Origin of the sequence: Paenibacillus sp. FSL H8-0260, assembly GCF_045040625.1 — a bacterium.
In the GTDB taxonomy this organism is placed as follows: Bacteria; Bacillota; Bacilli; order Paenibacillales; family Paenibacillaceae; genus Paenibacillus_AQ; species Paenibacillus_AQ odorifer.
In genome coordinates this window covers 4,325,259-4,342,290 of the sequence record NZ_CP150298.1, presented here as the reverse complement: position 1 = coordinate 4,342,290, position 17,032 = coordinate 4,325,259, and the positions used below count along the sequence as shown (strand labels likewise).

General features: G+C 42.6%; 21 protein-coding genes. 14 read left to right on the top strand and 7 right to left on the bottom strand.

Going from position 1 to position 17,032, the window contains the following annotated elements:
- Positions 1-41: 41 nt before the first annotated feature.
- Positions 42-263, bottom strand: a complete 222-nt coding sequence (locus tag MHI51_RS19350) for a helix-turn-helix domain-containing protein (RefSeq protein WP_076276182.1) — start codon at positions 261-263, stop codon at positions 42-44.
- A gap of 60 nt (positions 264-323) precedes the next feature.
- Entirely contained in the window at positions 324-542 is a 219-nt protein-coding gene (locus MHI51_RS19345; protein ID WP_076100339.1) for a helix-turn-helix domain-containing protein, read from the bottom strand.
- 105 nt (positions 543-647) lie between these two features.
- Here MHI51_RS19345 and MHI51_RS19340 point away from each other — a divergent pair, with 105 nt between their 5' ends.
- The 3 genes from MHI51_RS19340 to MHI51_RS19330 all read left to right on the top strand — a co-directional run bounded on the left by MHI51_RS19340 (position 648) and on the right by MHI51_RS19330 (position 3,244).
- Positions 648-887, top strand: a complete 240-nt coding sequence (locus tag MHI51_RS19340) for a DUF6809 family protein (RefSeq protein WP_076276183.1) — start codon at positions 648-650, stop codon at positions 885-887.
- Positions 888-1,975: 1,088 nt separating this feature from the next.
- Complete coding sequence (locus MHI51_RS19335) at positions 1,976-2,968, top strand: hypothetical protein (protein WP_076276184.1); 993 nt, start codon at positions 1,976-1,978, stop codon at positions 2,966-2,968.
- A gap of 15 nt (positions 2,969-2,983) precedes the next feature.
- The gene (locus tag MHI51_RS19330) at positions 2,984-3,244 is read left to right on the top strand and encodes a helix-turn-helix domain-containing protein (RefSeq protein ID WP_036688642.1); all 261 of its coding nucleotides are present in this window, start codon (positions 2,984-2,986) and stop codon (positions 3,242-3,244) included.
- 31 nt (positions 3,245-3,275) lie between these two features.
- Here MHI51_RS19330 and MHI51_RS19325 read toward each other — a convergent pair whose 3' ends face one another.
- The gene (locus MHI51_RS19325) at positions 3,276-4,109 is read right to left on the bottom strand and encodes a MurR/RpiR family transcriptional regulator (protein ID WP_076276185.1); all 834 of its coding nucleotides are present in this window, start codon (positions 4,107-4,109) and stop codon (positions 3,276-3,278) included.
- A gap of 181 nt (positions 4,110-4,290) precedes the next feature.
- Between MHI51_RS19325 and MHI51_RS19320 the strand changes: the two genes are divergently transcribed.
- From MHI51_RS19320 to MHI51_RS19305, 4 genes are read left to right on the top strand one after another with little or no spacing between them, the layout of a single operon-like run.
- The gene (locus tag MHI51_RS19320; protein WP_076276186.1) at positions 4,291-5,169 is read left to right on the top strand and encodes a cell division protein FtsQ; all 879 of its coding nucleotides are present in this window, start codon (positions 4,291-4,293) and stop codon (positions 5,167-5,169) included.
- Positions 5,162-6,904 carry an ABC transporter ATP-binding protein gene (locus MHI51_RS19315; protein ID WP_076276187.1) on the top strand — a complete coding sequence of 581 codons (1,743 nt, stop codon included), beginning with the start codon at positions 5,162-5,164 and terminating at the stop codon, positions 6,902-6,904. The genes MHI51_RS19320 and MHI51_RS19315 overlap by 8 nt, the downstream gene beginning before the upstream one ends.
- Positions 6,891-7,724: an energy-coupling factor transporter transmembrane protein EcfT gene (locus MHI51_RS19310; protein ID WP_076100351.1), complete on the top strand. Its 834-nt coding sequence runs from the start codon at positions 6,891-6,893 to the stop codon at positions 7,722-7,724. The genes MHI51_RS19315 and MHI51_RS19310 overlap by 14 nt, the downstream gene beginning before the upstream one ends.
- Before the next feature lie 34 nt (positions 7,725-7,758).
- Positions 7,759-8,556, top strand: a complete 798-nt coding sequence (locus tag MHI51_RS19305) for a PHP domain-containing protein (RefSeq protein WP_305954096.1) — start codon at positions 7,759-7,761, stop codon at positions 8,554-8,556.
- A 308-nt stretch (positions 8,557-8,864) separates the two neighbouring features.
- Here the strand turns inward: MHI51_RS19305 and MHI51_RS19300 are convergent, their stop codons facing one another.
- On the bottom strand, positions 8,865-9,089 hold the full coding sequence (locus tag MHI51_RS19300) for a hypothetical protein (RefSeq protein ID WP_342409913.1): 225 nt from the start codon (positions 9,087-9,089) through the stop codon (positions 8,865-8,867).
- A 170-nt stretch (positions 9,090-9,259) separates the two neighbouring features.
- Between MHI51_RS19300 and MHI51_RS19295 the strand changes: the two genes are divergently transcribed.
- The 7 genes from MHI51_RS19295 (at position 9,260) to MHI51_RS19265 (ending at position 15,520) form a co-directional block, all read left to right on the top strand.
- Positions 9,260-10,099 carry a DegV family protein gene (locus MHI51_RS19295; RefSeq protein ID WP_076218235.1) on the top strand — a complete coding sequence of 280 codons (840 nt, stop codon included), beginning with the start codon at positions 9,260-9,262 and terminating at the stop codon, positions 10,097-10,099.
- Positions 10,100-10,254: 155 nt separating this feature from the next.
- Positions 10,255-10,962 (top strand): response regulator transcription factor, encoded by a 708-nt coding sequence (locus MHI51_RS19290; protein WP_143761880.1) that lies wholly within the window; start codon positions 10,255-10,257, stop codon positions 10,960-10,962.
- Positions 10,940-12,358 (top strand): cell wall metabolism sensor histidine kinase WalK, encoded by a 1,419-nt coding sequence (locus MHI51_RS19285; protein ID WP_076218234.1) that lies wholly within the window; start codon positions 10,940-10,942, stop codon positions 12,356-12,358. The genes MHI51_RS19290 and MHI51_RS19285 overlap by 23 nt, the downstream gene beginning before the upstream one ends.
- 41 nt (positions 12,359-12,399) lie before the next feature.
- Entirely contained in the window at positions 12,400-13,506 is a 1,107-nt protein-coding gene (locus MHI51_RS19280; protein ID WP_076276190.1) for an AI-2E family transporter, read from the top strand.
- A 28-nt stretch (positions 13,507-13,534) separates the two neighbouring features.
- Complete coding sequence (locus MHI51_RS19275; RefSeq protein WP_036688625.1) at positions 13,535-13,885, top strand: Asp23/Gls24 family envelope stress response protein; 351 nt, start codon at positions 13,535-13,537, stop codon at positions 13,883-13,885.
- Positions 13,886-13,965: 80 nt separating this feature from the next.
- On the top strand, positions 13,966-14,343 hold the full coding sequence (locus tag MHI51_RS19270; RefSeq protein ID WP_036688624.1) for a hypothetical protein: 378 nt from the start codon (positions 13,966-13,968) through the stop codon (positions 14,341-14,343).
- Between the two features lie 160 nt (positions 14,344-14,503).
- On the top strand, positions 14,504-15,520 hold the full coding sequence (locus MHI51_RS19265) for a S66 peptidase family protein (RefSeq protein ID WP_076276191.1): 1,017 nt from the start codon (positions 14,504-14,506) through the stop codon (positions 15,518-15,520).
- 48 nt (positions 15,521-15,568) lie between these two features.
- Here the strand turns inward: MHI51_RS19265 and MHI51_RS19260 are convergent, their stop codons facing one another.
- The 3 genes from MHI51_RS19260 to MHI51_RS19250 form a co-directional block, all read right to left on the bottom strand.
- Positions 15,569-15,853, bottom strand: coding sequence for a YxcD family protein (locus tag MHI51_RS19260; RefSeq protein ID WP_036689115.1), 285 nt, complete (start codon positions 15,851-15,853; stop codon positions 15,569-15,571).
- A gap of 8 nt (positions 15,854-15,861) precedes the next feature.
- Positions 15,862-16,293, bottom strand: coding sequence for a hypothetical protein (locus MHI51_RS19255; RefSeq protein ID WP_081383222.1), 432 nt, complete (start codon positions 16,291-16,293; stop codon positions 15,862-15,864).
- A gap of 174 nt (positions 16,294-16,467) precedes the next feature.
- Positions 16,468-17,028: a carbonic anhydrase gene (locus MHI51_RS19250; RefSeq protein WP_036688619.1), complete on the bottom strand. Its 561-nt coding sequence runs from the start codon at positions 17,026-17,028 to the stop codon at positions 16,468-16,470.
- Positions 17,029-17,032: the final 4 nt, after the last annotated feature.

Genomic DNA, 17,032 nt, shown 5'->3' with positions numbered 1-17,032 from the left:
CAGCTCCTGTGATTATCACAGGAGCTTGTTTGTGCTGCGGATTATTTTTTGTTGGGATAGCATTTAGAATTATCTGTCTGACCTAAAATAAAGTCGATGCTTACTTTATAGAAATTAGCTAGCGTAATTAAAACGGCGCTCGGAACATCCAAATTTCCATTTTTATTGCGGGAGTAGGTGGCTTGTATAATATGTAAAAGCTCCTCTATTTGTTGCTGTGTCAGATCTTTGTCTCCGCGTAAATCACGGATTCCTGTGTACAATGCTCATCACCATAAGGATGAAATCCTTTGAAAACTGCGATATCTACTCATTCTTTTAATTTAACTTTTAGAGTAAGGAGTTTTTTGGTTCGTTCTGTTTAGTAAATAGTCCGTACTCGTCTTATGATAATCTGCTAGCTTAATCAGAATGGCCGTGGGAATATCAACATCACCGCGTTCATAATTACTATAAATCCTCTGGCTGCATTGCAAATACTCTGCCATTTGGGTTTGAGTTAAATCTTTATCTTCACGCAAATCTCGGATACGTTGATACATACTAAACACCTCCAAGGCAAGCATATCTTAGCGAATTATTCGCTATTTATTTTTAGCGATAAATTCGCTAAGATGATTGAAGAGATGATTTGGGAGGGATGACTGGTGAGTCTTTTGGAGGATTTATATTACGGGAAAATCTGTCCAAGTGAACTTTTGTGTTTACGCGATCCCGAGTATATACAGAACTCCAAGCTAATCTCAGAGTTTATGGACATCCTAAAAGCAAAGTTATCTATAGAAGACTTTACTATGATTGAACAAGCCTTGGATCTGAGTGGCATGCAGAACTCTATCTCATCCGCTTCCGCCTATACTCTCGGATTCAGACGGGGGCTGCTATGATAATAGAAGTATTAGAACATAAGGATGAACTTATACACTCTAAGGGAGAAGCTATGTCTTGAAAAAATAAAGATAGAGCTATTAGAGGGTAGAAATCGAGAAGAGGAGAACAAAAATTGAACAATATCATTCCAAACCGCATATGTTGATAGACGAACTTCTTCAGGCAGAAAGTTGGGGCATTATTCAAGCGAAGTTGGTTCCTGCTATTAAGGAAGCTATCGCTATGGGAGAGGTTGAAAAACTCTCTAAACTTAGGACTAAGTTTCCATATTCTTTCGAAAATTCATTAAAGCATTTGAAAAAAGCGGAGCGGGAATTTATTCGAAACGGATGACGGAAGTGGGGGGAACCTCTTAACATGCGCTGGTTATATGAAAAAGATAATTTGACGATCAGTTTTACCGTAGTGAGAAACTAAGCCAGTCGGAGGCGTAGTTGATATACCGATTAGCTCTCTTTCTTCGCTTAGGACGGATAAAAATATCGGTATCAGAAGCAGTGAAAAGGATATCATTGCGGCTATCCCTGAGGCATCCCGCAGCGAAAAGAAAGTAGATGGTGTTGTTAACTATTGGGTGAACGTTACCAAGCTTGACGAAGGATTCTATCATCCTTCCCTTCCCTTGCCTTTGTCGTCAAAGAAGACAAGGTTGAAAATCTAGAGTTAACCAAATTACTTATTGATCTGAGTGAATAAAGAAGGCAGGCTCACATGGCCAGCCTTCTTTATTTAGCTTTACAAGGCGACTTCTTTTTTGTGACCAGCCGGAGGCTCCAATTGCTTCATTGGCTACATAAATTCCCGTTAGAACTGATCCTCCTATTTCTAAGATACCCTGGTTGATTACCAGAAGCAGCTTATAGCCTAGGGTCTTTTTTTTTGGTGCCTGTAAAATCGGGGCTTGACCATTAAGGGCAGGGCCTTCTTTACGTTATTCCAGACCATTGACAATTATTGTAAAGATGGTGTATTGTAAGTGATAAGTAGTAAGTAGTAAGTAGTAAGTAGTAAGTAAATCAAACGCTCACCATACGGAATAAATATCATCCTGTAAATACGAATTAATGGATAGGGGTGGATGGTTATGATGGATCTTAAATTAGCACCAAGTTTTTCATTGATCGCGCTTAATGCACAGAGAAGTCTTCAGATGACTACTGTTAAGAAAGTGTCTTTGCGCTGCATGGCAGCAGCGGTTATATTGGAGCTTTACTTAGAGGGATGTTTTACACAATCTGAGAACAAGTTAACTTTGCACAAGGAAGCACTTGATCAATCTCATTCAACACTCTATAGAGAAACTGTTCTACAACCCTTACTTCATAATAGTGCTGAGGTAACGGGTGACTTAAATTGGTGGTTAAAGAAGGCTTCGAGGAAGTCTAACCATCAATTAAAAAAGTTCGAAACCGCGATTTCAGATTATCTTCAAGCAATGAATTTGCTTGAAGATATACCAAGCCTGATAGGGAGCGACATGTATTTTGATTCTGCTGAAGTTGAAATTAGAGCCTATCGCAGTAATATGGAGGCGTACACGAGCATTACAGAGAATATGCGGGCAGAGATTTTGGAAGAGGGCCCAGTAACAGATGAGGTCATTTGTATGCTATGGCTACTTCGTGAATGTGGATGTATGCATGATTTCTTCTCGCTGAACGAATTAGAAGAGGTGAATATCAAATTACATGATCTATACCAAAGTAACATATGGGCAAAGGCGCTGTTTCCTATACAAATTCGCCAGGGAGTTGAGTTAGGTATCAAACGTTTTTTAGCATTGAAGACAAAGTTTGCGAAGACCTTTATCGGCAGTAGTATCAATCTTATCTTCCCTGCCCTGGAGCGATCACGAGCTGTCTTTATAGAAACAGAGTCCTGGTTTGATAATTCTAATCAAAGGTTAGACGCAGTTATTACAAGATTAATGTCCTATGGACATGAAGTTAAGGTGCTGGAGAGAGGATCGATTGCGACTCTTAAAATTGATAATTTGCTCTACGATGCGATCCCACATTTTGTAATGATGAAAGTGCCAATTCAAGGTGTGCGTCTTATTCCGAAGCGCCCGCTGTAAAGGAGTTGGTTATCAATGTCTAGACAACGATCCATGGAGAATATTATGGCGTCAGAATATGTATCGATAGGGGAATTAGTAAGAATCACAAATGCTCGTTATAGTACACTCAAACATTATACAGAAGAAGGCATGCTGCCCTTTGAACAGGCAGAGGAGAATTTAACACGCAGATATAAAAGAGAAGAAACCGTCGCGCGCATTCTTTGGATCAAAGAAATGAAAGCAAACGGTTTATCTATCCCACAAATTAAAGAAGCTTTAGGAATGAATTAAATTTCCCTTCTCCTTGCAGTCAAATCTAAAGCTAACTCCGCGGGAGCTTCCCCCCATACTGCGCGCGCAATTGCTGCAATTTATCCAGCTTGCTTAGACTACTGTCCCTATTCGCTAATCCCACTCCAAGGATCAGATTCTCAATAATATAGGTGGGGCCAACCATGGAATGGAACTCCCAAACCTCACCTCTCCCCGCATAAATTACGATATCTGCATCTTGGGATCGCGGGTATACAAGTCTATCTGTGATCAGGATGACCTGGTAATTTGCTTCACGTGCATGGTTCAGTATGACTTCAATCTCAGGCAGTATTTGTACAAATCCAAAGACAAGCAAGACATCTTGTTTGTCAGCATGCATTAAGGTCTCTAGCAGCTCATGGCCGCTGGGGGCCATTTTTTTCATTTGAAGACCAAAACGCGCCATTCGATAGATCATTAGCTCTGCTAATCCGGCGCAAGGTCCAGGGCTGTATACATAAATAATCCGAGCTGTAGATATCGCATCTACTGCACGCTTTAGTACATCGTCGCTTAAATAGCGGCGTGTTTCTTGCAAATGATGTGAACAATTGTCCAGCAGCAGTTGAGGGAGTGAGGTATCGTCTGATCGCTGCATGGCATCACGCATTTTTACAGAAGGTGTGGATTCAAAGCGGAAACGGAGCCGGTTTTTAAAATCTTTGGCATGTTTGTATCCCGCAGCTTTCCAGAACCGTGAAACGGAGGCGATGCTCAAATGCAGCTCGTCTGCCATTTCTTGTTCGGTCATATAGACCACACGTTGCTCATTTTTTTGAATAAAGTCGGCAATTATCCGTTGATTAGGCGAAAAAGCGCGGTGGTTCCAATCTTTATACAATCTCTCAATCCTCCTATGATGATGCGATAGATAGAATATAACGTGTGAATATGTTGTAAATATTTTTACAACGTTAAAAATATTGAAAAAAATATTACTCTCATTTAACAAATGAAAAAAGCTGTGATGACATGGCCTTCTTATAATGAAGATAAATTCTTATTGGGAGGCCAAATATTTCATGAGCACGATAAAAACGCGTTACACACTGACTCAGTCACAAAAAATGATGATTTTTGTACTGTCGATGTCGCTTTACGGGTTGTCCAATATGTTTACCGAGCTAGTGCCTGGGATCAAACTGGGCCCGATTGAATTATCCATTGAATATTTCGCCTTCATTCCTTTGACATTATGTATGTTGTTTCACCCCTTATATGCGGCGGTCGGAGCAGCTGTTGGTGAGGTAATCTTCGGGGAATTGATGTTAGGCCAATTTGGAGGTTTAGGGGAGCTGGAGAAATTCATTACCTTCTCACTGGCGATGTACACCGCAGGCCGTATGGTGTCTGATCCGAAAAATCGAAGACAAGTTGGAGTGGCTGCGATTACCGGCGTGGCGATTCACCAGTTTTTTAGCTCCATTATAGATATTGTGAAGGTGTGGGTAGGGGTAGAAGAGCTAGAGGCTGTTAAAGGGCTGGCAGAAAGTATCGTTGTAATTGAGGGAGTAGGGTTCCTGAATGATGTCCTTTTCTCCGGCATTTTGTTCGCGCTAATTCCTACCATGTATCTGGTTCCGCGTTTATATGGAAAAATTGAACCATTACTCGGCATGAAACCGCGTGAGCGGAATATGAAATATGCAACAGGAGCGTGGCTATCTCCTAAGCTGGTCATTGCCGGAACCTTTCTAGTGATGGTAGCAGTGGGTTCGGAATTGTTATCGGAATCGGGCTGGAACTTCGGTGATTTTGAGCTTGCAGGGGCGGAATCGAATGAAAAGACCTTGATTTGGCTCAGTATGTTGGTGGCGGCTGTAGTAGCGGCAACGGCGATTATTGCACTGCTTCGGCGTTCGGCACGAAAAAGACAGGAAGCGGGTCAAGCAGATGCGTAATACAATTCTTGAATTGAACAAAATTAACTTTACGTATCCGGGAGCTGAACAACCAGTACTGCAAGACGTAGACTTACGACTGGGAGAAGGGGATTTTATTGCGATCATCGGCAGTAATGGCTCCGGGAAATCTACTCTCTGCAAATGCTTTAACGGCTTAATTCCACATTATTACACTGGTGATTTCAGTGGAGAGGTGACAGTTTGCGGCCAATCTGCGGATGGAAAAAGTGTAGCAGAGCTGTCCAAACGTATCGGTTATGTTTATCAGGATTTCGAGAATCAATTGGTACGACCGACTGTGCTTGATGATGTGTCTTTTACACCTCTAAATTATGGGTTTACGGATTACAAGGAACGGGGAGAGCGTGCGCTGGCGCTAACCGGACTTAGTGACTTGAGGCATGAATTTATTTGGCAGTTAAGTGGTGGGCAAAAACATCTGCTCGCTCTAGCTGGAGCCCTAGCTATGGATCCGGAAATTCTGGTGATCGACGAACCCGTAGCCCAGCTGGATCCGCAGCATGCCCGTCATATCTATGATATTTTGCAGCGTTTGAATGAGGAGCATGGAAAGACCATTGTAGTGATTGAGCATCATGCGGAATTTATTGCGGATTATTGCAAAAATGTTGTCCTGATGGATCAGGGGGAAATGCGCTGGCAGAAGCCTGTGCGTGAAGCTTTGTCATCTGTACAAGAATTGCTAGAGCTGGGCATATACCCACCGGATGTGACCCGGGCGGCTTGGCTGCTACAGCCTGATGATCAGAAGTCAAAGCTGCTTCCCTTAAATGCTGAGGAAGGCAGTACCCGCATGACGCTTCGTCAGGATGCCAAGGAGACACTTCCAATCGGACGTATGCAAGAGCAGCTCCCCATAGCTGCAAAAGAAGGAAATTCTATCGTTCAGCTGGAGAATGTTCACCTCTCTTACCGTACGATTCATAAGGTGCTGCATCCTGTACTGAATGGAATTCAGCTAGAACTGGGGCAGGAAGAGTCCATTGCTCTTATTGGCAACAACGGAGCAGGTAAATCTTCATTAATGAAGCTGATTGCTGGTATTGTCAGACCTACAGCTGGAACCGTAAAGGTTAAAGAAATGACGGTGAACGGGCTGCCGCCTGAACGTCTCTCCGGTACGGTAGCTTACGTATTCCAGAATCCGGAGGAAATGTTTATCGAGGATTCTGTGCGTAAGGAAATTGCTTATTATCTGAAGGCGCGGAAACTACCAGATACGGATGGAAGAGTGGATGAGATGCTAAAGGCATTTCGCTTAAGCGAGCTGGCTGAACGGGATGCCCGACTGCTAAGTGGAGGGCAGCAGCGCCGGGTATCCTTGGCGATTGGTGCCGCGGTTAGGCCTGCTATCATGTTGCTTGATGAACCGACAGCTAATCTGGACATTTCGACCAAACAAGAAATGGTACATGTGCTGGAGACGCTTCGTAATCATGTGAAGACGGTCGTCATCGCAACTCATGATATGCAGCTTGTCTCTGAATGGGCCAGCAGAATAATTGTAATGCATCAAGGGCGGATAATTGCGGATGGGACGAAGGATGAAATTTTCGCTGACGGCCTTCTTTTACGGCGTGCGGGTCTGGCTCAGACCCAATTGATGGAGCTAAGTCGTATGCTCGGTCTCCCTAGAATTTGCAGTAGCTTAGAAGAGTTTGTGAGTTTAGTGGAAAAGAAGGAGGTAGCTGCAATCCATGGAAGCCGTTAAACGGGCACTTGACCGTATATCTGTAGAACAAATCAAATTGGAGTTGCTCGGAACCGCATATAATAGCAGCAGTACTTTTTTGGGCAGGCTGGACCCGCGAACTCTGCTGCTCTGGTATCTCTTTTTTGCCATCGTGCCTTGGTTTGTACATAACCGGACAATCCTGTTAGGGATGTTCGTGCTTATGGTTTTAACGACCGTCCTCTCCCGGGTCAGCCCTTATATTATTTTTATATTATGTCTCGGCTTAATCAGCCAGATTGGCTGGATGTTTATATTGTCGCTTTTTTTCGGCGGGGGGATTGAATCCTTGCTGCCTATGCTGACACTGACGCTTAAGCTTTCGGTGATTTCGCTGGCGAGTATAACGGTTTTCTCTAGTCTTGATCCGGAACGACTTAGTGACGGCTTACTGTCTTTAGGAATCCCTGATACTTTTGCATTCAGCTTATCTTATGGCTATCGTATTTTGCCTACTTTACTGGAGGAATTCCATCAAATTCTACTTTCCTTTAGATTGAGAGGGCAACGACCGCTTCAACATGGAATTTTCTACTGGCGAACAATCACGTATTATTTGCGAATCGTCATTCTGGCATTTTACCCGCTCATGTTGAACACAGCTAAACGTTCTCGAACAACGATTGAAGCACTTGAGACTCGGGGATTTAGCTACGGCCTTAATAATAAGAAAGTGAAGAAGATCAAGTTATCTTATTTGAAAATGAAGCGGTCCGACTGGTACTTTTTATCCGGATCCACTGCTTATGTCATCTTGATATTCTGTATTGGTTATCTCTACCCTGAACTGGTGTATTAACATAACTTACAAGCTCAAAGGAGACGAATTAGACATGATGAATATTGATCTGCATACCCATGGTAAATTATCTAAAAAATCTACGTTTTCCCCCGAATATTTTGCGGAGATGATGTTCGAAGCCAAGGCAAATGGATTACAGGCTGTAGCATTGACCGAGCATTTTAATACTTCTAATTTCTTTGTGATGTATGATGCGCTGGATCAGACTTATCCCTATAACGGGCATTATTACGATGTGAACGGACTTAAACTGTTTCCAGGCATGGAAGTGGATATCGCGGAGACAGGTCATATCCTCTTGATCGGACTGAAGGAGAATGTTCTAGCTGTCCGCGCTTTACTAGATGAGCATACGCAGGAGGGGAATTTCATACCTTTTAAGCAGTTGCTTGATATGGCCGATGAACATAATCTTTGGAAAATCGGAGCCCACCCCTTCCGAACTTCTACGCCTTTACATCAACTGGATCCGGCATTGCTTCAGCGATTAGACGCTTTTGATTTCAACGCTAAGGATATTTACATGCAGGGGGTGGAGACTTATAAGAACCTGATCACGCCCTTTGCTGAGAAGTTGGGTGTGCCTGTGATTGCTGGCAGTGACAGTCATCAGTGTTTGCAATATGGCAGTGTTGTGAATCGTCTGCAAGACTCCTGCTCAACTGTGGAAGAATTGAAGGAAGCTATCAAACAAGGGAACTATGAAATAGAGGTTTCTCCGTGTCTTCATACCAAAGTAAAGGCTTCGGTAATGATGAAAAAACTATTGAAGCAGTTAATTGGCGAAGCCCCCTCCAGAGATGAAGCGGAGTTAGGATATATGGCGTAGAAAATAGAAGAGGGTTGTTCCATAAGCCATGAAATGATGAAATGGCTACTGGGACAACCCTTTTTGTTGTTCGCTGGATTTTATTACTTTTGCATGTACAAAGATAACTATCGGACACAGATGACCTTAAACGCAGTTTTATTCCGCATTTGGGATGCTAACGGACCGTATAGCCACTAATGGCACTAAAGACACCATATATGAACCTCATTCTACGGAATAACGGCTCTGGAGTCCGAAACTCTGCTCAAAAGGCTGGAAATTTGCCAATAACGTCATCTGGGTCCTCAAATCTTAGAATGTATGAATTATCGTTTGTCTTTCGAATTTTTATTGCTGACACGGGTGGGTCTGGTCACCCAATTCGTGCGATTCATCGGTTTTACAGTATCAATTCTTGAATTGGAAGGTTCATTCGAAGGTTCTGTGGATTCAGTTTCAGTAGAAGCTGTACCCTCTTGATCTACAGTTTTTTTCCTCGATAGTCCTGTACCATCATGTTTGCCTCTGTTCCATACTCTACCCTTACTCATACATACACTCCATTTCTATACGCTTATTCATAAACCATATCATATAAGGACAAGTTAAGGAAGAAAGACATAACACAGATCGAAGAATTTTTCAAGTTATAAAGGTTACTGGAGATTTCATTTTATGGTGGCTATAATAGTACTGATATTGAAAGGAGAGTACTTATATTATGGCAATCAAGATCATAACAGACAGCGGTTCAGACCTACCCCTTGACTACATGGAGAAGTATAATGTTTCCGTGATCCACCTACCGGTTCATTTTGGGCATGAGTTAATGCCGGCTGATACGGACACGAAAAACTTTTATGCTCAAATGCGCGAATCCAAGGAGCTGCCTACCACAGCTAGTCCAAGTCCCAACGAATTCCTTGAGAAGTTCAAGCAAGTGGAGGAGGGAACTGACATTATGGTCATTTGTATGTCCTCTAATATTAGTAGCACTTATCAGACGGCTATGATTGCTATGGAAATGTATAAGGATGAAGGACATACCAATGCAATAGAGGTTATAGATTCCAAAAACTTCTCAGGCGGGCTGTCATTGATTGTCGGCCTGGCGGCGCAGTGGTCCTTAACTTGTTCAAGCTTGCAAGAGCTCAAGGAAAAGGTGCTTCAGCAGATAGAGGAAGTTAACGCTTATTTTACGCTGGACACTCTGGAGAATGTAATGAAAGGCGGACGTCTAAGTCGGCTCTCGGGAGCCGTAGCGTCTGTACTCAATATAAAGTTGCTGCTCAAAATCAGCGAAGAAGGCACTGTCGAAGTAGTGGAGAAGACCCGGGGTCTTCCAAAAGCACTGAATCGTCTGCTAGCGCATTTGGATGAGAAGCAGCATGATTACGAGAAAGCGGTTATCGCTATTGTACACAGTAATTGTGAGAAGCTGGCACTCGAGATTAAAGAACGCATTTTACTAAAGCATCCCTTCAAAGAAGTCTTACTCTCAAGCATGGGTCCGGTTATGGGAACCTATGCTGGGGAAGGCGGAATTGGCGTAGCTTTTTAAAGTAGTGATCCTCACAATCCAGACAAATTACGATCGTACATGGGACGGTTTCCCGTGTGCGATTTTTATTTTATTACTATGTGATAATTTAGCTATTCTTTAGATTGTGTTTAGGCTCTGTTAATAATCACAGAATATAGTTAGATGGGGGGATTATCATGTATACAATATTGATCGCTGATGATGAAGCAGAAATTGTAGAATTGCTAAGATTATATTTAGAGAAAGAGTACACCATTTTGGAAGCAAACAGTGGTACTGAAGCCTTAACGCAGGTACGGAACCATAAAGTTGATTTGGCAATTCTGGATATTATGATGCCGGGTCTGGATGGACTGCAATTATTGAAAAAGATCCGCGAGGTGCATCATTTTCCAGTGTTATTTTTATCCGCCAAAAGCGAACATCATGACAAAATTCTGGGTCTTGAACTAGGAGCCGACGATTATATTTCCAAACCGTTTAATCCATTAGAAATAGTAGCCCGTGTTGGAGCACTGCTGCGGCGTGTACATCATTTCGATGCGCAAGTCGTTGAGGAAAAAGAAGCTGAACAGATTGTATTAGGTGAATTAATGCTGGATCAAAGCCAGTGTCTGCTCTATCGTTCAGGTGAACCTGTGGTGCTTACTTCTACCGAGTACAAAATTTTGGAACTAATGATGAAGCAGCCTGGACGAGTCTTTACACGCAAAAAAATATATGAGGCCGTGTGGGAAGATTTCTATGTGTACGAAGATAATAGTATCATGGTACATATCAGCAATATCCGGGAAAAAATTGAGGAAGATTCCAAAAAGCCAGTATATTTAAAGACTATTAGAGGGCTGGGATACAAAATTGAAGCGCCTATGGAGCAATAGAGATCAACGACCTTTACAATCATCGCTGACGCTGGATTTTTTGTTGTTTATCTGTATTTTGTTTTTTCTCGTGATTGTATATTATTTGTTTATTAATCTTGATGTGACCCATATTTTTGAAAAAAATAAAATCGCTGATCCTGATTTGAAGGTGGAAGCTAGTGCTTATCGAGATAATCTGGAGCATGGGATAGAAACCAAACGTCTTCTGCGGAGCGGGGGATGGATCGAGGTCTTGGATCAAGACATGAAGGTCACCAAGGTTGTTGGAGAAAAAAAAGACGGTGTAACCCAATATACCAGTAACCAGCTTTTAAAAAGTTTGGAAAATGGAGAAGATCAAGCTTACTTTTACTCGTTGACCACGCTAAATGCTCAGAGCGAATCGGAGTGGCTGCTCTTGAAGCTGCCGCGGGAAGCTATCACCATCACCATTAATAGTGATCCCTTCGTGGCCTACTTTAATCATTCGCTTTCATACTACGTCTTTTTGGGTGTGGGAATGATTCTTTTGCTAATTATCGTGTACAGCTATTGGGTGGCGCGGCGAATCAGGAAACCACTGCGTATCATCACGCTTGGGTTGAAGCAGATGATTCAGGGGAATTATGATACTCGAATCGCTTTATATGCAGAGAAGGAATTTTCGCAAATTGGAGAGACTTTTAATTATATGGCAGACGTAATTGAAAAGACGACCAAAGAAAAACGCCAGGCAGAGGAAAGTAAGAAACGGATGATGGTTGATCTGTCCCATGATCTGAAGACGCCGATAACGAGTATACAGGGCTTTGCACAGGCGCTTGTAGAGGGTAGAGGCGAGGATGACGAACGCCAAAAAAGATATTTAAGCTATATTTATAATAAATCCTCACAGGTTACTAAGCTGATTCAGAACATGCTGGAGCTGTTAAAAATAGATTCACCGGATTTCTTGCTACGAATGGAGCATCAAGAACTGGGCGAATTTATTCGTGAAATCATTGCAGATACGTACGGAGAGATTGAACAAAAGAACTTTGTTTTGCATCTAAATGTTCCCGAAGAGGATGTGTTCTTGAACTTTGATGCGGAGCTGCTCTCGAGTGTGGTTCATAATTTGATCTCCAATGCACTGATCTATAATCCTCCAGGTACACATTTGCGTGTGGAGGTGATCCCTTTGGAGAAAGAAGTCATGATTGAAATCGCTGATACTGGAGTGGGTATTCCAGAAGAACTGTGGTCCACAATGTTTGATCCGTTTGTTCGGGGAGATAAAGCGCGGACAGCTTCGGGAGGAACAGGGCTAGGTCTCTCGATAGCTATGAAAAATACAGAGAAAATGGGGGGGACGCTTCATCTCAGTCACTCAAAGAAGGAACCTACGGTATTCACCATCCGGATTCCGAAATAACGAGCTGGAAGACATCCAAATCAGAAGACGGGAGAGAAAGTATGGCTAAACTGAACAATTTCATCAGAGTTTGTCTAGCGATCCTTTTAGTGTTAGGCATTGTATTTTTAGGCTCACGCGTAGATTTTTTATTCACACCGATCCTGTCTTTGTTCAGTGTCATTATAGTGCCTTTAATGCTGGCGGGTTTCTTTTATTACCTGCTGCGGCCACTGATCGATACCTTGGAGAAATATAAGCTGAATCGTTCTTTGGCGATTATCATCGTATATGTAGTTATTTTAGTGCTTCTGTTTGCTTTTATTATCGGCGTTTGGCCTTCACTTCGCACACAATTAGTTAATTTCGTCGATAATATGCCGAATCTCATTGCCTCCTTGAATCAACAGCTATTGAAACTAGAAGATAATGAATTTCTGTCTGCGTTGATCCCTGCTGATGCGAATCCAGCCTCCACATTGACGGATTATTTGAATAAAGGGTTTACGCTGTTAACGAATTACGTTTCAGGACTGTTCTCTTTTGTTTCGAATTTTGCGATCATTTTATTCACCTTTCCGATCATGTTATTCTACATGCTTAAGGAAGGTGGGAAATTCGGACGTAAGATTGTAAGTTTCTTTCCAAAGAAGTATCGTGAAGAAGGAACTACAATGATGACTGAAATCGACAGTGCGCTTAGTGGTTTTATCGTGGGCCGGGTGCTTGTTAATTTGGCCTTAGGCGTTCTGATGTATATTGGTTTCCTTATTATTGGCCTGCAATATGCATTGCTGTTGACTGTAATCGCAGTTGTGATGAACTTCGTGCCTTTTATTGGAGCGATACTGTCTAGTATCCCTATTTTTATCATCGGATTCATTCAATCACCGTCTATTGCCGTCTGGTCCATCATCATTGTTCTGGTAGCGCAGCAGATACAGGATAATTTAATCGCTCCCTACATCTTTGGGAAAAAGCTCGATATTCATCCACTGACTACGATTATTCTGGTATTAGTTGGCGGCGATTTAGGCGGGATCATTGCGATTTTACTGATTATTCCGCTGTATATGATTGTTAAAATCGTCTTGACCAAGGCCTATTATTTGTTTGTCAAGCAACGCCGGGTAGAGATAGAGGTAGAGGAGAGTTCTGATATCTCATAAGTTAATAAAACATTATGGAGGGATTTCTATGAATGAAGGAACGGAGCAAGGACTAATTCATATTTCAGATGATGTGGTGACTTCGATCGTCGGGCAAGTGGTTCTGGACACACCGGGTATTGCCGGCATGTCAGGAAGCAGTATCTCGGACAACTGGGCTAAACGTCTAAGCGGTAAAAATGTAAAAAAAGGAATGTCCGTTGAAGTAAAAGAAGTGGATGTTGCCATCGATCTTCAGGTCATAGTTAATTACGGATGTGTGATTCAAGAGGTCTGCTATATGCTGCAGCAAAATGTAAGAAATGCTGTTGAAAATATGATGGGACTGTCTCTAGTTTCCGTAAATGTTAAGGTTGAGAAAGTCGCTCTGCCATTCTAAGAATAGCCCATTTAATAGGCACCGTAATCTAGGCTTCTGCATAGAATGGAGCAAATCCATTTACGGAGGTCAGAACATCCATGTCGACATTTAACACTGGGCAGCAACAAAATGTGATTTATCAGGCCGATCCTGCTGTGATCCGGCACCTGCACGGTGTCCGTGATTCTTTACATCAATCTTGCAAGCCATACCTTAACCATAAGGTGAACGTACAGACAATAGATGGCTTTGTACATGAAGGCGTTATAGCCGGAGTAGATAATAAACACTTGTATCTGAACGTTGCAGCTAATGGGCAAATGCCCCGCGGGTTTTACAACCCTCATCAGCCGTATCATCCTCATCCGGGCCCGGGACCTGGCCCATATCCAGGACCTTATCCAGGTCCCCCATACAATAATAATGTGATTTTACCGCTTGTGTTGTTTGAACTGCTTGCTATCTCTTTAATCTAGTGCTTGAGCTTAATTGAAGAAGGACATGTGCAGGATTTGCGGTCATACGTTGACGCATCCAGCCAGGTCCTTTTTTTATATGAGCAAAGTATGTGTTAGAAGAAGGTGTTCTCATTATCACTTTAGGGATATAATGGGTACAAACTCTGGGAGGTGGCATATGATTAGATACCCTTTTTTGAAAAAAAATGCGACGATAGGCGTTACAGCACCTTCATCTGGAGTAGGCATTCAAAATGCAGAACTTCTTACACTGGCCTCCAGCCGGTTGAAGTCGCAAGGATTTAATGTCATTATCGGCGAAACGGCATGGAAGCAAGATAAGGCTAAATCTGCACCAGCAAATGTTCGTGGTCATGAGTTTAATGAGATGATCAAAGATGATGGAATCGATGTCCTTATTCCGCCTTGGGGCGGGGAATTGTTAATTGAAGCTCTGGAGTTTATTGATTTTGATGCTTTGCAGGACAAATGGATCGTGGGATATTCAGATATAAGCGTCTTGCTGCTTGCGGTCACGCTGACAACCGGGTTGGCTACTGCCCACGGAGCGAATCTCATTGATTTACGGGGAGAGTATTCGGATGATACTACAGCCCTCTGGCATGCGGTTCTAGAGACACCAGTGGGTGAGTCCATTGTGCAGCATTCATCTCTTAAATATCAGCGGGAATGGCAGCATGATGTGCCTTCGCCATGCGTTTTTCATTTGACAGAGGAGACTTATTGGAAGTCTCTAACTACAGATGCTGTAACGATGAAAGGACGTCTGTTGGGTGGTTGTATAGATGTAATTAGGCATTTGATCGGCACGACTTATGGAAAGCTCCAGCATTTTCAGCAAGAAATGATTCATGACGAACCTATTGTTTGGTATTTGGAAAATTGTGAATTGAACACAGCGGATTTACGCAGATCTTTAGTGCAGATGAAGCTGGCAGGGTGGTTTGAGAATTGTTCGGGGATTATGTTTGGCAGAAGTCCAGCTAATCGGCCTGTGGATAACTATACTGCCGAGGATATCTATGCTGAACTATTTGAAGAGCTTAAGGTACCGATCGTTTATGATATCGATTGTGGTCATGTCCCGCCGCAGGTTACTTTTATTAATGGAGCTTATGCAGAAATTGAAGTGGCAGACGGAGTAGGGACGGTAAAGCAATATTTCTATGAATAGCGTTATATCAAAAAAGGACAACCCCTCGGGTTGTCCCTTTTACTATCATTAGTTCCCTGTATTTACAATCGCTGTGATTTCCTCATCCAGGTCCAGTCTTACATCTTCACGATAGGCGCGAACACCATATTCGCTGAGCATGTAACGCAGGATCGCTTCAATCATATTGGACTCCACTAGAAATTGACTGCGGCCCTGTACCCAAACCTCTGCAGAGTAACCGGTATCTTCTTCCCAGCTCAGTTCTACCTGAACATCCTCTGGGCGAACAGCCTTTCGTTCCGCCATGTGCAGACAGAGGGCATTGATGATCTCATCCATGCTTAGAACAATTGTAGACATTAGTAACGACCATCCTGTTCTTCTAAGCGGCGACGTTCTTTTCTACGACGGAAGAAGGACATCACGAGCATAACCAATACATAGATAGCTAGCATATTAACGGCAAAGCCTAGGAAGTCACCAAAAGCTCCCATTCCACCAAACATTCCACCGAATAATAATCCGGCCAAACCACCGATCATCATGCCTTTCATTAAGCTGCCGCCGCTGAAGAAGCCACGTTTTGTATTTGCAGCAGATCCTGCTGTGGAACTTTTAGTGCTGTCACTTTTTTTGATGTTATTTGTTGTTGTTGATTTTTTTGGGGTTGTTGAATAGCTGCGAGTGCCGGATTTGAATCCGCCGCCACCTCGACGTGCATCGGCAAAGTCTGGAGCAACCACTGCAAAAAACAGAGTGAAGGCCATTAGAATCATCATTACGCGTTTCATTGGTTTCATTTAGTACGAAAACCCTCCTGTGAGCATGAATTTTTGTGTATGGTCGGTAATACGCAGACATGCCCCACAAGGTTTCAATTTTATTTATCATAATTTATACTTTTATGCACAAAAAAAGCGTGGATCCAGGATCCACGCAAACAGCAGTTAGAGAGTCGTCATTCGTTACTTATACCCATCAGCGACAAGCTCAAGCGCTCCGGTTGCCGGATCGATGATCATGCCATGGATAGGTACATTAGGGGGAAGCAGTGGATGACGTTTAATCAGGTCCACAGTCTGAATTACCCCTTCTTCGACATTGTCAAACCCACGCAGCCATTTTGTAAGTTTGATTCCGGAATTCTCCAGTGTAGACAGCACTTCTTCAGATACTCCACGTTCTTTAATGGAATTGATCATATGGTCCGCATTGAGGGAGGCCATACCGCATTCATAGTGTCCAACCACGATTACTTCTTCAGCATCTAGTTCATATAGAGCTACCATTACACTACGCATAACACTACCAAAAGGCTGAGAAATAACCGCACCAGCATTTTTGATGATTTTGACATCACCATTTTTGAAATTCATGGCTTTCGGCAATAATTCAACGAGTCTAGTGTCCATACAGGTGATGATCAGCATTTTTTTGTCAGGATAACGACTGGTTAAATAAGCTTCATAGTCCTTATTCTCTACAAAACTTTTATTAAAGTTAATAATTTCTGATACGTGGCTCATATTA

Excerpts from the sequence above, each read along its gene's own strand:
- MHI51_RS19330 (WP_036688642.1), top strand. The coding sequence starts at position 2,984 with ATGTCTAGACAACGATCCATGGAGAATATTATGGCGTCAGAATATGTA.
- MHI51_RS19280 (WP_076276190.1), top strand. The coding sequence starts at position 12,400 with ATGGCTAAACTGAACAATTTCATCAGAGTTTGTCTAGCGATCCTTTTA.
- MHI51_RS19305 (WP_305954096.1), top strand. The coding sequence starts at position 7,759 with ATGATGAATATTGATCTGCATACCCATGGTAAATTATCTAAAAAATCT.
- MHI51_RS19265 (WP_076276191.1), top strand. The coding sequence starts at position 14,504 with ATGATTAGATACCCTTTTTTGAAAAAAAATGCGACGATAGGCGTTACA.
- MHI51_RS19320 (WP_076276186.1), top strand. The coding sequence starts at position 4,291 with ATGAGCACGATAAAAACGCGTTACACACTGACTCAGTCACAAAAAATG.
- MHI51_RS19275 (WP_036688625.1), top strand. The coding sequence starts at position 13,535 with ATGAATGAAGGAACGGAGCAAGGACTAATTCATATTTCAGATGATGTG.
- MHI51_RS19310 (WP_076100351.1), top strand. The coding sequence starts at position 6,891 with ATGGAAGCCGTTAAACGGGCACTTGACCGTATATCTGTAGAACAAATC.
- MHI51_RS19270 (WP_036688624.1), top strand. The coding sequence starts at position 13,966 with ATGTCGACATTTAACACTGGGCAGCAACAAAATGTGATTTATCAGGCC.
- MHI51_RS19295 (WP_076218235.1), top strand. The coding sequence starts at position 9,260 with ATGGCAATCAAGATCATAACAGACAGCGGTTCAGACCTACCCCTTGAC.
- MHI51_RS19335 (WP_076276184.1), top strand. The coding sequence starts at position 1,976 with ATGATGGATCTTAAATTAGCACCAAGTTTTTCATTGATCGCGCTTAAT.
- MHI51_RS19250 (WP_036688619.1), bottom strand. The coding sequence starts at position 17,028 with ATGAGCCACGTATCAGAAATTATTAACTTTAATAAAAGTTTTGTAGAG.
- MHI51_RS19255 (WP_081383222.1), bottom strand. The coding sequence starts at position 16,293 with ATGAAACGCGTAATGATGATTCTAATGGCCTTCACTCTGTTTTTTGCA.
- MHI51_RS19315 (WP_076276187.1), top strand. The coding sequence starts at position 5,162 with ATGCGTAATACAATTCTTGAATTGAACAAAATTAACTTTACGTATCCG.
- MHI51_RS19345 (WP_076100339.1), bottom strand. The coding sequence starts at position 542 with ATGTATCAACGTATCCGAGATTTGCGTGAAGATAAAGATTTAACTCAA.
- MHI51_RS19300 (WP_342409913.1), bottom strand. The coding sequence starts at position 9,089 with ATGAGTAAGGGTAGAGTATGGAACAGAGGCAAACATGATGGTACAGGA.